Genomic DNA, 14,796 nt, shown 5'->3' with positions numbered 1-14,796 from the left:
AATATTGAAGATTACGCTGGCTAGGGGTCTTCCTGAGCTTTGGCTGTGATTAACTTCTGATTGATAAGCAGTGTAGAAGATGAAAAAAAGCTATTGACCTCAAGTTAGGTTTAGGTATTAAGCTCCCGTCTATTGTTTATGAGCCCGGATTTTGAGGAGACAATCGAGATGGGTACCCCTGGTATTAACTTGCAGCAATATTTAGACCGTATTAATTTTGATGGAGCCCCGGGTGCTAACTTGCAGTGTCTACAGCAGTTGTTGACCCAGCACGTCCGTACGATTCCATTCGAGAACGTCACTTCATTTTTGGGAAGCCCCGTGGATATTGAGTTGGAATCTATTGAGGCCAAGTTGGTACAACAAAAACGTGGAGGTTATTGTTACGAGCAAAATGCCTTATTAGGGGCAGTGTTAGGGCAAATCGGTTTTAAAGTTACGAACCTCGCCGCACGGATACTGTGGCAAATGCCGATAGGGCATCAACCCGCTCAGTCGCATATGATTCTGATGGTGGAGCTTGAGGGTACACGCTTCCTGATAGATGCGGGATTTGGAAGTAACACTTTGACTGCACCACTCAATTTAGACTCCAGTGATCGTCAGAGCACACCGCACGGTGTTTACCGCTTTACTTTAATAGATGGTGAGTACCTGTTAGAGGTTACAACCGATAGTGGTTGGCAACCTATGTACAGCTTTGACTTGAAACCTAAAACTCATGGCGATTATAAAATTGGTAGTTGGTATTGTTCAACGCACCCTAAATCCAGGTTTGTAGAGCACTTGATTGTTGCTCGGTCTTTCCCAGAGGGGCGGCATACACTTTTCAATAGACAGTTAAGCTATCAACCACTTTTAGGCTCCAAGAGTGTTGTCATGTTAGCGGATGTTGATGAGCTTCGGGCTACTTTACTGGATATCTTTGGGATAGAAGTGCCGTCTGGCAGAGAAATTGATCAAAAGTTAGGCCGGATATTTGAGTCAGACGGCATAGCGGAGCGAGTCATATGAAGAGGGTAGGTGTTGTTTACCATTCTGTATCTGGTTGCAGTAAAGTTCTTGCGGAGTCCGTGGTGGAGGGGGTTAACACGCTAGAGAATTGTATTGGTGTTGCCCTTGAGATTCAGGGAGAGAGCATTCTTCACGGACGTTATGAAGATCAGTCATTATTAGCTCAGTTGGATCAATGTGAAGCCATAGTAATGGGGTCGCCGACCTTTATGGGTACTGTCTCCGCTCAATTCAAAGCATTTATGGATGCAGCAAGTGAGCGCTATGGAGATCGGTGCTGGCTGGATAAGTTAGCTGCAGGATTTACTGTTGGTAGTAATTTTAGTGGTGATCAGCTAGGTACCATCAGGACTCTACAGGTCTTTGCTGCACAAATGGGCATGTTGTGGGTTCCTCTGGATATTCTACCGAGTCAAGATTCCCTGGGTAGAAACCGGGGTGGTTGTCAGTCGGGCTTGGTAGCTGTCGCTGAGGGAGCTGGTGAAATTCATGAGTTGGACCGACTTACAGCCGTACATTTAGGACGTCGAATCGCAGGCTTAGCACTACGAACTTCCGATTTTAGGACCACGTTTCTTGAGTAGCTTTTTGCTGTTCAAAAGTAGGCTGCTGATGCAGCCTACGATGACGACAATCCCGATTAGCTGAAATCCCGCTTGGTAATTGTAGAATTTCTGTGTTGGTTGTGGAGCAAAGTCAAAAAGTCTGGCTACTAAATCGCTGAGGGAGCGGATATAAGCGAACTCTATATCTTGATCAAGTGAGAGCCCTATGAGGGTTTGAATTACCCCTCCTAAAACAAAGCCCCCAGTTACAATAAGGGCAGAGGCAATGGCGTGCGCCTTTTCAGGAAGTTCAGATTGTACTATCGAGAGAGATAGAATTGAGCTGCTGAGGCCAAATCCTAAGAGAAAATTTGCCGTCAAAGTCCAGGAGTCGGACAAGTGAATACTCAGTAAAGCTGTGACAGCAATAATTGAGAAGAAACTAAAAGTTCTCGCTGGAATTACATAATCTCCCCGATAATGAGACCAAGCACCGACAATAAAGCTGCCGATAATGATACCCGTTGAAATCATCGCATTGAGTAGGGCACTTTCTCTGGATGTTTCACGAAAAAAATCAACTTGGAACTGTATATTCCATAAATCAGAATAGGCGATAACTACGCCGAAAAGGCAGGAGTAGAAGGTGAGGGCCAGCCAAAAAGCTCTTGATTTTAAGCATGAATTTAGCTTGTCAAATTGAGTGGCTTTTTTGGCAGAGAGTTCATGGGAAGAGTTTTGATTGCTGCCAATAAAAATAAATAGCAGCACAGCAAGGCAAATAAAAAATAGCGCTGCGATGAAGTAGGGCTCCCGGAATGAGACTTCGGTATCGAACAAACCGATAAGTAATGAGAGTGAAGCTGCTGCGAAATTAGCTAGTCCTTGGCTAACAGCGGCCATTAGTGAAAACTTATTAGGTAAATCCCGTCCGATAACATAGATAACTCCCAAAAAGCTACTGGATAATCCAAGTGCGACTAAGAGCTGCCCGGTAAGGGCTGTTCCGAAAGAATGACTGCTGGCAAAAATTACACAGCCGCTAGCGGCGAGGGTGGCTGAGATACTCAGTAAATACCGTGGACTTATAGGGCCCAATAGTGAGCCAAGTGTCAGTTGACCAATAGAATAGGCGACAAAGTAATATCCTCCCAGCATCCCTAAGCTTTGATGGTTGAGATTGAGTTCTTGAGTGAGGCTAGGTGATAGTAGGGCAAATAGGATTGAGTTGGTTACGCTGGCGCTGAAAAATATGACTGCAACTGTCCAAGTCGCGTAGCGGAAGTGTTTCTGCCCCATAGGCTTTTCTTTATCGGTGTCTATTGCCACGTCTCGGCCTTGGGCTTCATTCCTCAGCTCCTGCTTATGATTGCAGCGGCCAATAGGGAGAAAGCGCTAGGGGTTTAATGGATGTGAAACAAGTCGCATTAGATAGATCTTAGAGTAATTAATGGCCGTAGCCCGAACAGAAAGGGTTGGTAGTAAGTAGGATGGAAATCGATCGGGCGGCTAGGTTTGATCAAAGTATCGCCAACGGCTGTTGAAGTTGAATGCTATTTGCTAGGCGGTGCCGTATTGAGGAGCTTCAATAGACTCTTTATTTAAAAGAATACACTTACAAAGTCGTTACCATATGATTTCATCTCCTCAATAGAAACATTCCGTGGCTCGTTATCAGGTGGAAGGGATGTGAGTGGTGTGAACGCTGTTGGCATATTGAAACTAGAGGTGAGATCTTGCTTCGGGACTGGGCTTTAATGAGTATGCAACCCTGGCAATCGATGGTGGCCCATGCGTCGAAAGTCTTTCTTGGCTAGCCGTATTAATGCCGTCAGTGATGGTGTTTTTGCCATTGCTATGACGCTGTTGGTTTTTAATATCCAGATTCCCGATCTGGAGGATATAAAGCCCGGCGAGGATTTCCACAGCAATATCCTTCAGCAGTTGCCCCACTTTTTTTCCTGGATACTGAGCTTTGCGATTCTCTGTCGGCTATGGCTTACCCACAATCATCTAATGTCGGACCACCAATTTAAATCGGTTGCCTTTACCAGTTTTAACTTTTTGCTATTGGGGGCGGTGGCGTTTATTCCTTTTCCTGCAAGTTTGATGGGGGAGTATCCAGACCAGGTTTGGTCAGTGATCTTATTGTCAGCCAGCTACGCGGTGGCCGCTATCGCAATTGCGGGTATGTGGTGTGTCGCTGCGAACCGAACGAACGTATCCGCGCACCGTGTACTAGTGGTCAGCATGGTGATGTTGTGTACCAGTATCCTGGCGTGCTTGTTGACCCTTTTCAATCCCTATTGGGGGCTTGGGCTCTGGATAGTATATGTGTTGGGGATAGCGCCTTTGGCTCACTTTGTCGAGAAGCGCTATGCCCCAGTAGAGAGTTGAGATGGGGCTGGGCCTGCCATATGGTTGCTGGTGGCAGGCCTCAAAATGGTCAAATCAGGCTGCGCACCATTTTGAAATGGGGAATTCCCGCTTCGTAAAACACGTCGCCTTCCACCTCAAACCCAGCCTGCAAGTAAAACCCCTCAGCATGTTGCTGTGCATGTAAATGGACTTGCTGAAAGTTTTGTTCCTTCGCCCGCTCACAGATGGCCTGCAATAGCTGGGCCCCGATGCCGCACCCACGTGAAGACTTCTGCACAGCCATACGACCAATCTTTCCGCCTTGGGTGAGGCGTCCGGTGGCAACCGGAGTTGTTTCGCGGTAGGCGAGGAAGTGCTGGGATGTCTCCTCTTGATCATCCCATTCCAGGTCTGCGGGTACCTGTTGTTCCTGCACAAAAACGGCCTCGCGTATTGAGCGAATTGCGTCCCGGTCAGTGTCCCAATCGGCTAGGCGTATAGCTACTGGCATCTCAGAAATCCTTAGGAGGGTAGATCAGGGTGCCCTGTGCAACCAGCTGATCGAGAATGCCGCTGTCTTCGGCAATTTCCGGGAAGGCTTCGATATCATCCCATGATATTTCATGGGATTCAGCAAACTGCTCGGCAAATGCCAGGGGGCAGGGGAAGGCTTCACCATCAACAAATAAAGTGGCTGGCTCGCGGCAAAAGGCGGTGCGGGAAGCGGGATTTAAAACCAGTTGTGCTCCCTGGGGCATTTGTTCGCGCCAGTCTGCAGCGTCGTCAGCGTCCAGGGCGACAGTATCCGGGTATTTCGCTTCGGTCATAATCGCGCCAAACCACTGGGCGATTTTCGCCGGCTGCTGCAGCCATTCGCCGAGTTGTTGTTGCAGGCGGGCAACAGAGGCGGGGTCAATTTCCGCTGGGTTTTTCGCCACTCCAGCACGGGCATCGGTGTAACGCTGGCTGTCCGGCAAATCCATAGCAACTTCAGCGGCGAGATCTTCGAGGATCGCTGCGGCGGAAGGGGCGCGGAAACCAATAGAGATCGTGGTGCACCCACCTTCGGCTATTCCCCAATGGCTGTATTGGGGCGGCAAGTAGAGCATATCGCCGGGCTCTAGTACCCAGCTATTTTCTGCTTCGAATTCTTTCAGGATATTGAGGGGCGTTCCTTCCAGGCGGGGATTGCTTTCATCCACTTTGGGGCCTTGCTGCCACAAGCGTTTGCCTTCGGCTTGGAGAAGAAACACATCGTAGTGATCGTAGTGGGGGCCAACGCTGCCCTTATCGGCGGCGTAACTGATCATCACATCATCCAGACGCCAGTCGGGGATAAAGCGGAAGAAATCTTTTAGTTCAGCAATTTCTGACATCCACTGATCGACAGCTTGTACCAGCAGGGTCCAGTGGGTTTTAGGGAGGGAGAGAAAATCCTCTTCAGTGAATGGACCTGTGCGCAGCTCCCAGGGGCCGCTTTCACCATTTTCCAATACCAAGCGAGACTCGACCGCTTCCTCCAGGGCCATACCTGCGAGTTCTTCACCCGAGATGGGTGATTCAAAGTTGGCGAAAGCATTGCGTATCAGCAGGGGTTTCTGCTGCCAGTATTCACGCATAAAAACTTCGATGGGCATGTCGCCAAGATGGGTAAGGGGGCTGGCCACGGTAACTCTCACTGTCAGAAGGCTGGGGTTGTATCTGGATATTCTGAGGTTCGAAAACTATCCAGCGTACTTTTGTATTTCTTAAAAGATGACCAGCCGCACTGGGTGCGGCTGGTAGCTGGGCTCGGTTAAATTTTGCGAGCCTGTTCTACGGCATTACCGATATAGGATGCCGGAGTCATTTCCAGCAGATCGCTCTTGGCTTCTGCGGGAATCTCCAGGTTTTCGATAAATACTTTCAGGGTTTCACGGGTGATGCCCTGGCCACGGGTAAGGGCCTTCAGTTTTTCGTAAGGCTCTTCAATGTTGTAGCGACGCATAACCGTTTGGATCGGCTCTGCCAATACTTCCCATGAATTATCCAGGTCTTCCGCCAGGCGCTCGCGGTTGATTTCCAGTTTGCCCAGGCCTTTCATGGTGGCGGCATAGGCAATGGCGGAGTAGCCCGCACCCACCCCCATATTGCGCAGCACGGTGGAGTCTGTCAGGTCGCGCTGCCAGCGGGATACTGGAAGTTTGGCGGCCAGGTGCTGGAATACGGCGTTGGCGATACCCAGGTTGCCTTCGGAGTTTTCGAAGTCAATGGGGTTAACTTTGTGCGGCATGGTGGAGGAGCCAACTTCACCGGCTACGACTTTTTGCTTGAAGTAACCCAGGGAGATGTAGCCCCATACATCGCGGTCAAAATCGATCAGGATGGTGTTAAAGCGGGCAACAGCGTCGAACAGCTCAGCAATGTAGTCGTGGGGCTCGATCTGGGTGGTGTAGGGGTTCCAGCTAAGACCGAGAGAAGAAATGAATTCTTCAGCATTTTGCTCCCAATCGATATTGGGATAGGCGGACAGGTGAGCGTTGTAATTACCTACCGCACCGTTAATTTTACCTAGCAGCGGTACCGCTTTAATCTGGGCTACCTGGCGGCGCAGACGCGCGGCCACGTTGGCAAGTTCTTTACCAACAGTAGACGGGCTGGCAGTCTGGCCGTGAGTACGGGACAGCATGGGTACATCGGCAAAGTCCTGGGCCAGGCCTGCGATAGCGTCAATCAGGGCTTCCATCGCAGGCAACATGACGTTGTCGCGGCCGGCGCGAAGCATCAGGGCGTGGGACAGGTTATTGATGTCCTCAGAGGTGCAGGCAAAGTGTACGAATTCACTCACTTTTGCCAGCTGGGCATTGCTGCTGATTTTATCCTTGAGGAAGTATTCAACCGCTTTTACATCGTGGTTCGTGGTGCGCTCGATTTCCTTGATGCGCTCAGCATCTTCCAGGGAGAAGTCGGCCACAATGCTGTCGAGCAGCTTGTTGGCAGCTTCGTCGAACTGCTCAACTTCGGCGATCTCTTTATGTGCGGAAAGTTTTTGCAGCCAGCGTACTTCCACTTCAACGCGGGCGCGGATCAGGCCGTATTCACTGAAAATTTCACGCAGGGGGGCAGTCTTGCTCTCGTAGCGACCATCAATAGGGGATACCGCTGTGAGTGCGGAAAGCTCAACTGTCATAGTAAATCTCCGGGATTAGTGTTCTATAGATTCGATATGTGCGATCAATTCGTTGGTCGCATTCAAAAGCTTTTTGCGCTGGAACAAAAGGTGCAGGCGACGCCCACCCAGCTGTCGCCATAGGGTTGCCGAGCGGATGCCGGCAAATAGCATGGAGCGAATTTGATTGGCAATACGCTGCTGTTGCAGGTAATTGAAGTCACCCAGTACTTGAATCCGGAAACGGAAGGTACCTAGCGTATCGCTGTAGATACTGGCGAGGTTGGAAAATACATTCTCGTGAGTCAGTTCGAAGTGCTCTGCTTGAGTCTTGGCCTTATCCAATCGGCTGCCAATGATTGATAGCAGGTCATTATTCTTGCTGAGTTGTCGCTGCAGGTAGATCACCGAGAGGGCGTAGCGTAGACTGTCGGTATATTCCGGGTGTTGCCGGGTCTTTAGTATTTGCTGCGATACTTTTAAGCCGGGCAGCAGCTTGTCTGCACCGGCGAATATATCTTCAGTGCGATCAGGGTTTAGTTGGAAGAGGCTATATACCCCGGTTTCCAGCTGTTCCTGCGGTGCAGAGCCTGTTTTGGCCAGGCGCTCCACCAGTGTTGCGGATTGGAATATTCCTGCCAGTGCCAGTGCCTGATCCCGCCAGTTATTCAAAATTACTCCTTAATCTTTCTTGTATTTTTCCGGTACTGCGGCGCCAACTCCCGTGGCTTTCTCGATCACCGCACCACCGAGACAGGTTTCTCCATCGTACAGTACCAGAGATTGTCCCGGTGTGATTGCGCGTTGTGGCTCGTTGAACTCTACAACCAAATCGCCATTGTCCTGCAGGTGCACGGTGCAATCCTGATCTGGTTGGCGATAGCGGGTCTTGGCCTGGCAGCGGAAAGTTTTGCCCGGTGCTGCGCCATTAATCCAGTGGGTCTGTGTTGCTTCCAGCCCCGTTGCATAAAGCAGGGGGTGGTGTGCACCCTGGGTCACAATCAAGACATTGCGCTCCAGGTTTTTTCCGACAACATACCAGGGCTGTTCGCCTGCACCTTTGACGCCGCCAATACCGAGCCCCTGGCGCTGGCCAATGGTGTGGTACATCAGGCCCGCGTGGCGCCCCATGACTTCACCCTCTGGGGTTTCCATATCGCCGGGCTGGGCGGGCAGGTACTGCTCGAGGAAATCCTTGAAGCGGCGCTCGCCGATAAAGCAGATGCCGGTGCTGTCTTTCTTGTTGTGGGTGATAAAGCCGTTTTCTTCAGCGATACGGCGAACCTCGGGCTTCTCCAGCTCTCCTAGAGGAAAGAGTGAGCGGGCAAATTCGGCTTCTCCCACCGCATGCAGGAAGTAGCTCTGGTCTTTGTTACCGTCGAGGCCCTTCAATAAATAGGTGCGGCCATCGATATCGCGGCGACGGGTATAGTGCCCGGTGGCTATTGCATCGGCACCCAGCACTTCGGCGTACTCAAGAAAGACCTTAAATTTTATTTCCCGGTTACACAGGATGTCCGGGTTGGGAGTGCGCCCGGCTTTATACTCTGCCAGGAAGTACTCAAATACGTGATCCCAGTACTCCGCAGCAAAGTTGGCGGTGTGCAACTTGATGCCCAATTTCTCACAAACTGCCTGGGCATCAGCCAGGTCTGCCTTGGCGGTACAGTATTCTGTGCCGTCGTCTTCATCCCAGTTTTTCATAAACAGGCCTTCCACTTGATAGCCCTGCTGGATCAGCAGGTGTGCGGCTACAGAGGAATCCACACCGCCGGACATACCGACGATGACGCGCTTTGGCTGTTTGTTGTGGGTGGAATCAGGCATAAGAAGGACAGTCACTACTTCACTGGTATGAAAGGGGGGCGAATTTTACCTGCGAACGCCCCATTTGACCAAGACCGCTTTGATCTTCCGTTATAGATTATCGCTTTCGGCGCGGTCGATTGCGGTTGTTTGCCGGCTTTGTTCGGGGCTTGGGAGCACTAAAAACCTCCTCCGTTCGATACTCGCCAGGCTTTAATGAGTCGAGCTTCCAGCTGCCTATCGCCACCCGGATTAGCCGCAGGGTAGGGAAGCCTACCGCCGCAGTCATCCGTCTTACCTGGCGATTCCGCCCCTCAGAGATAGTCAGCTCCAGCCAGCTGGTTGGGATCGATTTGCGTTCGCGAATTGGCGGCGTGCGGGGCCAGGGCTCCATATCAGGCAGGCGCTTGGCCTTGGCAGGTGCGGTTCGGCCATCCTTCAGGTCGACCCCTTGCCTGAGCATATAAAGGGCATCATCAGTAATTTCACCCTCCACCTGGGCCCAATAGGTTTTGGGTATTTTCCGCTTGGGGTGACTGATTTGATGTTGTAGCGCTCCATCATCAGTCAGTAGTAGTAATCCTTCAGAATCGTAGTCCAGGCGGCCCGCCGCATAGAATCCCTTGTGCTGGATAAAGTTAGCCAAAGTGGCGCGATCCTGATCATCTGTAAATTGGCTTAATACGCCAAAAGGCTTGTTGAGGAGAATAATCTTTGCCATAAGAAAAATTGAGTATTGTAATCCAACTACAAAAATTAGCCGAGGCTGCTATAATCCCGCCGTTTTTCATCCCCGCCCTAAGGTCCCGGGGGAGCGGTGCAAGCAACGCTGGACCTAAAAAGTCATAGAATTTTGGGAGTTTACGCAATATGGGTCATATCCAAGTGCCGGCAGACGGCGAAAAAGTTACAGTCAATTCCGACGGTTCGCTGAATGTTCCGAATCGCCCGGTTATTCCTTTCATCGAGGGTGACGGCATCGGTGTGGATATCACCCCGGTAATGCGCAAGGTGATCGACGCGTCTGTAGAAAAAGCTTTCGGCGGCGAAAAGAAAATCGAGTGGATGGAAATCTACTGCGGTGAGAAAGCGGCAGAGACTTACGCTGGCGACTGGTTCCCGGCTGAAACTCTGGAAGCGATCAAAGACTACGTTGTTAGCATCAAAGGCCCCCTGACCACTCCAGTAGGCGGCGGCTTCCGTTCCCTGAACGTAGCCCTGCGTCAGGAGCTGGATCTGTACGTATGTCAGCGCCCGGTGCGCTGGTTCAGCGGTGTACCTTCTCCGGTTAAAGAGCCGAACAAGGTAGACATGGTTATCTTCCGTGAAAACTCCGAAGATATCTACGCTGGTATCGAGTGGAAAGCTGACACTGACGAAGCTAAGAAAGTTATCAAGTTCCTGCAGGACGAGATGGGTGTTAAGAAGATCCGTTTCCCTGAGAACTGTGGTATCGGTGTTAAGCCGGTTTCTGCAGAAGGTACCAAGCGTCTCGTGCGCAAGGCCATCCAGTACGCTGTGGATCAGGATCGCGATTCTGTAACCCTGGTACACAAAGGCAACATCATGAAGTTCACCGAAGGTGCCTTCGCTGATTGGGGTTACGAGCTGGCTCGCGACGAGTTTGGCGCTCAGCCGCTGGACGGCGGCCCCTGGCACAGCTTCAAGAACCCGAAGACTGGCAAGGAAATCGTTGTTAAGGACGTAATTGCTGACGCTATGCTGCAGCAGATCCTGCTGCGTCCGGCTGAGTACGACGTAATTGCTACCCTGAACCTGAACGGCGACTACCTGTCTGACGCACTGGCTGCACAGGTTGGTGGTATTGGTATCGCTCCGGGCGCAAACCTGTCCGACGACGTTGCCCTGTTCGAAGCAACCCACGGTACTGCGCCTAAGTACGCTGGCCAGGACAAGGTTAACCCGGGCTCCCTGATTCTTTCCGCTGAGATGATGCTGCGTCACCTGGGCTGGAACGAAGCTGCTGACCTGGTAATCAAGGGTATGGAAGGTGCTATCGAAGCCAAAACCGTAACCTACGATTTCGAGCGTCTGATGGACGGTGCTGAGCTGAAGTCCTGTTCTGCGTTTGGTGACGAAGTTATCAAGCACATGGCTTAAGCTGCATCCGTGAGGCCGGGCTGGCTTTAAGTTGGCCCGAGTCCCATGAAAAAAGCCCTTCACCTTGGTGAAGGGCTTTTTTATTGTCTGTTTGCTGGGCTCGCTTAGCCGACAGCTTCCGCTTCCTTCTCCCTGGAATTCTCTGTGAGCACTGCATCAGACTCGCTTTTGCTCGAAGTGTTGGGTGAAGTGGTTTCGGAGGTCAGTGCAGAGATATTTGCAGCGTGGTAGCCCTTGTCTCCTCGAATAATATCGAAGGTGACTTGCTGGCCGGCCTTCAGGGTTCGGTAGCCTTCCATCTGAATTGCGGAATAGTGCGCGAACAGATCCTCCCCTCCCTCATCTGCAAGAATAAACCCATATCCCTTAGCGTTGTTGAACCACTTTACAGTACCGGTAGGCATAACGATTCCCTCTAATTGCCTGAGTGGCCCCTGGCCACCTTACAGAGTTTTTATATTTATTTGACCTGCTGGTTAATCGGCTGCGATCCTATCTGCGACTAACGTTTGATGTAACGGTCACTACCTCTTGTAGTCAACAGCTGGAGGATTGTCAAGGTTCCCCGCTGACCGCTGTGTCAAAGGTCAAATAAGGTTACAATGTCACGTCATTGAAGGTTGCATTGGGTGCAATTTTCAGGCTCGATAGAATTCATTGATAATTGTTATGAGTACTTCGCGAATCATTAAACTAAGCTCCAGTGACTCCGATGGAGACAACCCGTACTTCGATGATTTCGATGGTGGGTTGGCCCTTGAGGAAGCGCCGCCGCAGCTGAAGCGGCCGCCGATGTATAAAGTCGTTATGCTCAATGATGACTACACCCCCATGGATTTTGTTGTTGAGACTTTGGAGTTGTTTTTTTCAGTAAACCGGGAGCGCGCCACACAGTTAATGTTGCAGGTTCACACACGGGGAAAAGCAGTGTGTGGTGTCTATACTCGGGATATAGCGGAGACAAAGGCCGCACAGGTCAATCAGTTCGCTCAAGAGAATGAGCATCCCCTGTTATGTGAAATTGAAGCGGACGAAAGCAAAGAGGATTGATTCTGACAAAAACTGCTTTGAACAAAGGGTCCCGTCACCTGAAGGGAATCAGCCAGGATATAAACGCCGGCGAAGGGTGCGCGCCTACCAGCGGAGTCGGCGGGAAATATTGGCGATTAGGGTTTGAGGTTTAGATGCTCAGCAAGGACTTAGAGGTAACGCTTAATCTAGCGTTCAAAGGTGCTCGAGCGAAACGGCATGAATTCATGACCGTTGAGCACCTATTGCTGGCGCTCTTGGATAACGAATCCGCAGCAGATGTTCTACATGCGTGCGGGGCGGATTTAAGTGCATTGCGCCGTGAACTCCTGGAGTTTGTGGACTCCACAACACCGTTGATCCCGGAGGCCGATACAGATCGAGAAACCCAGCCGACATTGGGTTTCCAAAGGGTCCTGCAGAGGGCCGTATTCCATGTCCAGTCATCCGGTAAAAAGGAAGTTACAGGGGCTAACGTCCTGGTCGCCATTTTCTGTGAGCAGGAGAGCCAGGCTGTTTACTACTTGAAGCAGCAGAGTGTTGCCCGGATAGACGTCGTCAACTACATCACCCATGGAATTTCCCGCGTTGGCTCCAGTGGTAATAATCACCATCACGGTTCCGATACTGCACCTGAGCAGGTAGATGAGGAAATTAGTGGGGGTGCTGAGCCCGGTGGTTCCGACCCCCTGGAAAGCTATGCCACCAACCTCAATCAAGAGGCAATTCTTGGTCGTATTGATCCGCTTGTGGGGCGTGCACCTGAGGTGGAGCGTGTCACGCAGGTTCTCGCTCGTCGCCGCAAGAACAATCCACTGTTGGTGGGTGAGTCCGGTGTCGGCAAGACGGCAATTGCTGAGGGCTTGGCACGGCGTATTGTCGATGAGGATATCCCCGAACCTTTGAAAGAGAGCACTATTTACTCTCTGGATCTCGGCTCCCTGCTGGCGGGAACCAAGTACCGCGGTGATTTTGAGAAGCGCTTTAAGGCGCTGCTGGCGGAGCTCAAGAAGCGTGAGCACGCCGTACTATTCATTGATGAGATCCACACCATCATCGGGGCCGGCGCCGCTTCAGGAGGCGTCATGGACGCCTCCAACCTGCTTAAGCCGCTACTTTCCAGCGGTCAATTGCGCTGCATAGGCTCCACTACTTTTACTGAATATCGCGGTATCTTTGAAAAAGATCGCGCGTTGTCGCGCCGTTTTCAAAAGATCGATGTCAGTGAGCCCTCAGTGGAAGAGACCGTGCAAATATTGCAGGGACTCAGAAGCTGCTTTGAGGATCACCACAAGGTCCGCTTTACCGATGGGGCTTTGGATGCTGCTGCGCAGCTATCCAGTCGTCACATCACCGAGCGATTCCTCCCAGATAAGGCCATTGATGTAATCGATGAGGCGGGAGCCTACCAATCTTTGCTGCCTGAAGAGGACCGCAAAGAGGTTATTGGGGTCTGTGAAATTGAGATGGTTATCGCCAAGATGGCGAGAATACCTGCCAAGAGCGTGTCTGCTTCTGACAAGGAGCAGTTATCACGCCTGGATGACAATCTCAAAATGGTGGTGTTTGGGCAGGACAGCGCGATTGATGCCCTGGGTACGGCGATTAAGCTGAGTCGCGCCGGCCTGGGTTCTGAAGAGAAACCCATCGGCTCCTTCCTGTTTTCGGGTCCCACCGGAGTCGGCAAGACAGAGCTCTGCCGCCAGTTGGCGAAGGTGATGGGTATCGAGCTGATTCGTTTCGATATGTCTGAGTATATGGAGCGCCATACGGTTTCCCGCCTGATCGGCGCGCCCCCTGGGTATGTAGGTTTTGACCAGGGTGGTTTACTGACAGACTCGGTTACCAAGCACCCCCACAGTGTTGTGCTGCTCGATGAAATTGAGAAGGCGCACCCCGAAGTATTCAATCTGCTTTTGCAGGTGATGGATCACGGCACCCTAACTGATAACAACGGCCGCAAAGCGGATTTCCGCAATGTTATTCTGATTATGACTACCAATGCGGGCGCTGAGGTGATGAGCCGTCGTTCAATCGGGTTCTCCCATCAAGATCACTCCACCGATGGAATGGAGGAGATCAAGAAGATGTTTACCCCGGAGTTCCGCAATCGCCTCGATAATATTATTCAATTCCGTTCTCTGCCTCTGGATGTCGTGAAGACGGTGGTGGATAAGTTTATTGTTGAGTTGCAGGCCCAGTTGGATGACTCCAAGGTGACACTGGTCGTTGATGATGAGGCTCGAGAGTGGCTGGCGGTGCGGGGTTATGACGAGAAGATGGGTGCGAGGCCTATGTCCCGCCTGATTCGCGACAAGCTGCGCAAGCCTTTGGCAGAAGCCGTGCTCTTTGGTGAGTTGGCAGAAGAGGGTGGGCGTGTTTGCGTCACCATTGAAGATGATGAGCTGGCGATTAAAACGGCGGTGCCCGCCTAAAGTTAATTAGCTTCAGCCAAGCAATAAAAAAGCCACCGAGAGGTGGCTTTTTTATTTCAGGTCAAATTGCCTTGCGGAACTTGGCCTCTGAGCGAATTAGCGCGCGCGGTACGTAATGCGGCCCTTGCTCAGGTCGTATGGAGTCAGCTCCACTTTCACCTTGTCGCCGGTGAGAATGCGAATGTAGTTTTTACGCATCTTTCCAGAGATATGCGCAATTACCACGTGTCCGTTTTCCAGCTTTACGCGGAAAGTGGTGTTCGGCAGGGTGTCGATCACCTCGCCTTCCATTTCAATATAATCGTCTTTTGCCATGCGGCAGCAACCTTACAATAACTTG

At 51.3% G+C, this 14,796-nt stretch carries 15 protein-coding genes; 6 read left to right on the top strand and 9 right to left on the bottom strand.

The genetic code is table 11. The features are described from left to right. Positions 1–168: 168 nt before the first annotated feature. Both ACJJIN_RS07465 and ACJJIN_RS07460 read left to right on the top strand, forming a co-directional pair. A complete protein-coding gene (locus ACJJIN_RS07465; RefSeq protein ID WP_444897523.1) occupies positions 169–1,014 on the top strand; it encodes an arylamine N-acetyltransferase family protein in 846 nt (281 codons plus the stop codon). Further along, entirely contained in the window at positions 1,011–1,598 is a 588-nt protein-coding gene (locus tag ACJJIN_RS07460) for a flavodoxin family protein (protein ID WP_444897522.1), read from the top strand. Before ACJJIN_RS07465 ends, ACJJIN_RS07460 begins: the two co-directional genes overlap by 4 nt. Here ACJJIN_RS07460 and ACJJIN_RS07455 read toward each other — a convergent pair. After that, a complete protein-coding gene (locus ACJJIN_RS07455) occupies positions 1,560–2,888 on the bottom strand; it encodes an MFS transporter (protein WP_444897521.1) in 1,329 nt (442 codons plus the stop codon). The genes ACJJIN_RS07460 and ACJJIN_RS07455 overlap by 39 nt on opposite strands. A 462-nt stretch (positions 2,889–3,350) precedes the next feature. Between ACJJIN_RS07455 and ACJJIN_RS07450 the strand changes: the two genes are divergently transcribed. After that, positions 3,351–3,956, top strand: a complete 606-nt coding sequence (locus tag ACJJIN_RS07450) for a TMEM175 family protein (RefSeq protein ID WP_444897520.1) — start codon at positions 3,351–3,353, stop codon at positions 3,954–3,956. A gap of 49 nt (positions 3,957–4,005) precedes the next feature. Here the strand turns inward: ACJJIN_RS07450 and ACJJIN_RS07445 are convergent, their stop codons facing one another. The 6 genes from ACJJIN_RS07445 to ACJJIN_RS07420 form a co-directional block, all read right to left on the bottom strand. Next, the gene (locus tag ACJJIN_RS07445; protein ID WP_444897519.1) at positions 4,006–4,428 is read right to left on the bottom strand and encodes a GNAT family N-acetyltransferase; all 423 of its coding nucleotides are present in this window, start codon (positions 4,426–4,428) and stop codon (positions 4,006–4,008) included. Between the two features lies 1 nt (position 4,429). Beyond that, the gene (locus ACJJIN_RS07440) at positions 4,430–5,584 is read right to left on the bottom strand and encodes a JmjC domain-containing protein (protein WP_444897518.1); all 1,155 of its coding nucleotides are present in this window, start codon (positions 5,582–5,584) and stop codon (positions 4,430–4,432) included. Positions 5,585–5,712: 128 nt separating this feature from the next. After that, positions 5,713–7,086: an adenylosuccinate lyase gene (purB, locus tag ACJJIN_RS07435; RefSeq protein ID WP_444897517.1), complete on the bottom strand. Its 1,374-nt coding sequence runs from the start codon at positions 7,084–7,086 to the stop codon at positions 5,713–5,715. Positions 7,087–7,101: 15 nt separating this feature from the next. After that, a complete protein-coding gene (gene hflD / locus ACJJIN_RS07430; protein ID WP_444898233.1) occupies positions 7,102–7,740 on the bottom strand; it encodes a high frequency lysogenization protein HflD in 639 nt (212 codons plus the stop codon). A 6-nt stretch (positions 7,741–7,746) separates the two neighbouring features. Continuing rightward, entirely contained in the window at positions 7,747–8,892 is a 1,146-nt protein-coding gene (gene mnmA / locus ACJJIN_RS07425; protein ID WP_444897516.1) for a tRNA 2-thiouridine(34) synthase MnmA, read from the bottom strand. Between the two features lie 97 nt (positions 8,893–8,989). Continuing rightward, entirely contained in the window at positions 8,990–9,592 is a 603-nt protein-coding gene (locus ACJJIN_RS07420; protein WP_444897515.1) for a pseudouridine synthase, read from the bottom strand. 149 nt (positions 9,593–9,741) lie between these two features. On the opposite strand from ACJJIN_RS07420, the gene icd reads away from it, so the two are divergent. After that, positions 9,742–10,992 (top strand): NADP-dependent isocitrate dehydrogenase, encoded by a 1,251-nt coding sequence (gene icd, locus ACJJIN_RS07415; RefSeq protein WP_020415259.1) that lies wholly within the window; start codon positions 9,742–9,744, stop codon positions 10,990–10,992. A 104-nt stretch (positions 10,993–11,096) separates the two neighbouring features. Here icd and cspD read toward each other — a convergent pair whose 3' ends face one another. Then, a complete protein-coding gene (gene cspD / locus ACJJIN_RS07410; protein ID WP_444897514.1) occupies positions 11,097–11,396 on the bottom strand; it encodes a cold shock domain-containing protein CspD in 300 nt (99 codons plus the stop codon). Between the two features lie 265 nt (positions 11,397–11,661). Between cspD and clpS the strand changes: the two genes are divergently transcribed. Both clpS and clpA read left to right on the top strand, forming a co-directional pair. Further along, positions 11,662–12,042 carry an ATP-dependent Clp protease adapter ClpS gene (clpS, locus tag ACJJIN_RS07405; protein ID WP_413662224.1) on the top strand — a complete coding sequence of 127 codons (381 nt, stop codon included), beginning with the start codon at positions 11,662–11,664 and terminating at the stop codon, positions 12,040–12,042. Positions 12,043–12,176: 134 nt separating this feature from the next. After that, positions 12,177–14,456, top strand: a complete 2,280-nt coding sequence (clpA, locus tag ACJJIN_RS07400) for an ATP-dependent Clp protease ATP-binding subunit ClpA (RefSeq protein WP_413662223.1) — start codon at positions 12,177–12,179, stop codon at positions 14,454–14,456. A gap of 96 nt (positions 14,457–14,552) precedes the next feature. Here clpA and infA read toward each other — a convergent pair whose 3' ends face one another. Beyond that, positions 14,553–14,771: a translation initiation factor IF-1 gene (gene infA, locus ACJJIN_RS07395; RefSeq protein ID WP_010130378.1), complete on the bottom strand. Its 219-nt coding sequence runs from the start codon at positions 14,769–14,771 to the stop codon at positions 14,553–14,555. Positions 14,772–14,796: the final 25 nt, after the last annotated feature.

Source organism: Microbulbifer maximicatervae (SeqCode) (genome assembly GCF_052467505.1).
The sequence above is the reverse complement of the archived record's forward strand: the minus strand, read 5'-3'. Positions and strand labels throughout refer to the sequence as shown.

What these genes read in the sequence shown, in the direction of transcription:
- ACJJIN_RS07465 (WP_444897523.1), top strand. Translation starts at nt 169, where the DNA reads ATGGGTACCCCTGGTATTAACTTGCAGCAATATTTAGACCGTATTAAT.
- ACJJIN_RS07460 (WP_444897522.1), top strand. Translation starts at nt 1,011, where the DNA reads ATGAAGAGGGTAGGTGTTGTTTACCATTCTGTATCTGGTTGCAGTAAA.
- ACJJIN_RS07450 (WP_444897520.1), top strand. Translation starts at nt 3,351, where the DNA reads ATGCGTCGAAAGTCTTTCTTGGCTAGCCGTATTAATGCCGTCAGTGAT.
- ACJJIN_RS07445 (WP_444897519.1), bottom strand. Translation starts at nt 4,428, where the DNA reads ATGCCAGTAGCTATACGCCTAGCCGATTGGGACACTGACCGGGACGCA.
- purB (WP_444897517.1), bottom strand. Translation starts at nt 7,086, where the DNA reads ATGACAGTTGAGCTTTCCGCACTCACAGCGGTATCCCCTATTGATGGT.
- mnmA (WP_444897516.1), bottom strand. Translation starts at nt 8,892, where the DNA reads ATGCCTGATTCCACCCACAACAAACAGCCAAAGCGCGTCATCGTCGGT.
- ACJJIN_RS07420 (WP_444897515.1), bottom strand. Translation starts at nt 9,592, where the DNA reads ATGGCAAAGATTATTCTCCTCAACAAGCCTTTTGGCGTATTAAGCCAA.
- icd (WP_020415259.1), top strand. Translation starts at nt 9,742, where the DNA reads ATGGGTCATATCCAAGTGCCGGCAGACGGCGAAAAAGTTACAGTCAAT.
- cspD (WP_444897514.1), bottom strand. Translation starts at nt 11,396, where the DNA reads ATGCCTACCGGTACTGTAAAGTGGTTCAACAACGCTAAGGGATATGGG.
- clpS (WP_413662224.1), top strand. Translation starts at nt 11,662, where the DNA reads ATGAGTACTTCGCGAATCATTAAACTAAGCTCCAGTGACTCCGATGGA.
- clpA (WP_413662223.1), top strand. Translation starts at nt 12,177, where the DNA reads ATGCTCAGCAAGGACTTAGAGGTAACGCTTAATCTAGCGTTCAAAGGT.
- infA (WP_010130378.1), bottom strand. Translation starts at nt 14,771, where the DNA reads ATGGCAAAAGACGATTATATTGAAATGGAAGGCGAGGTGATCGACACC.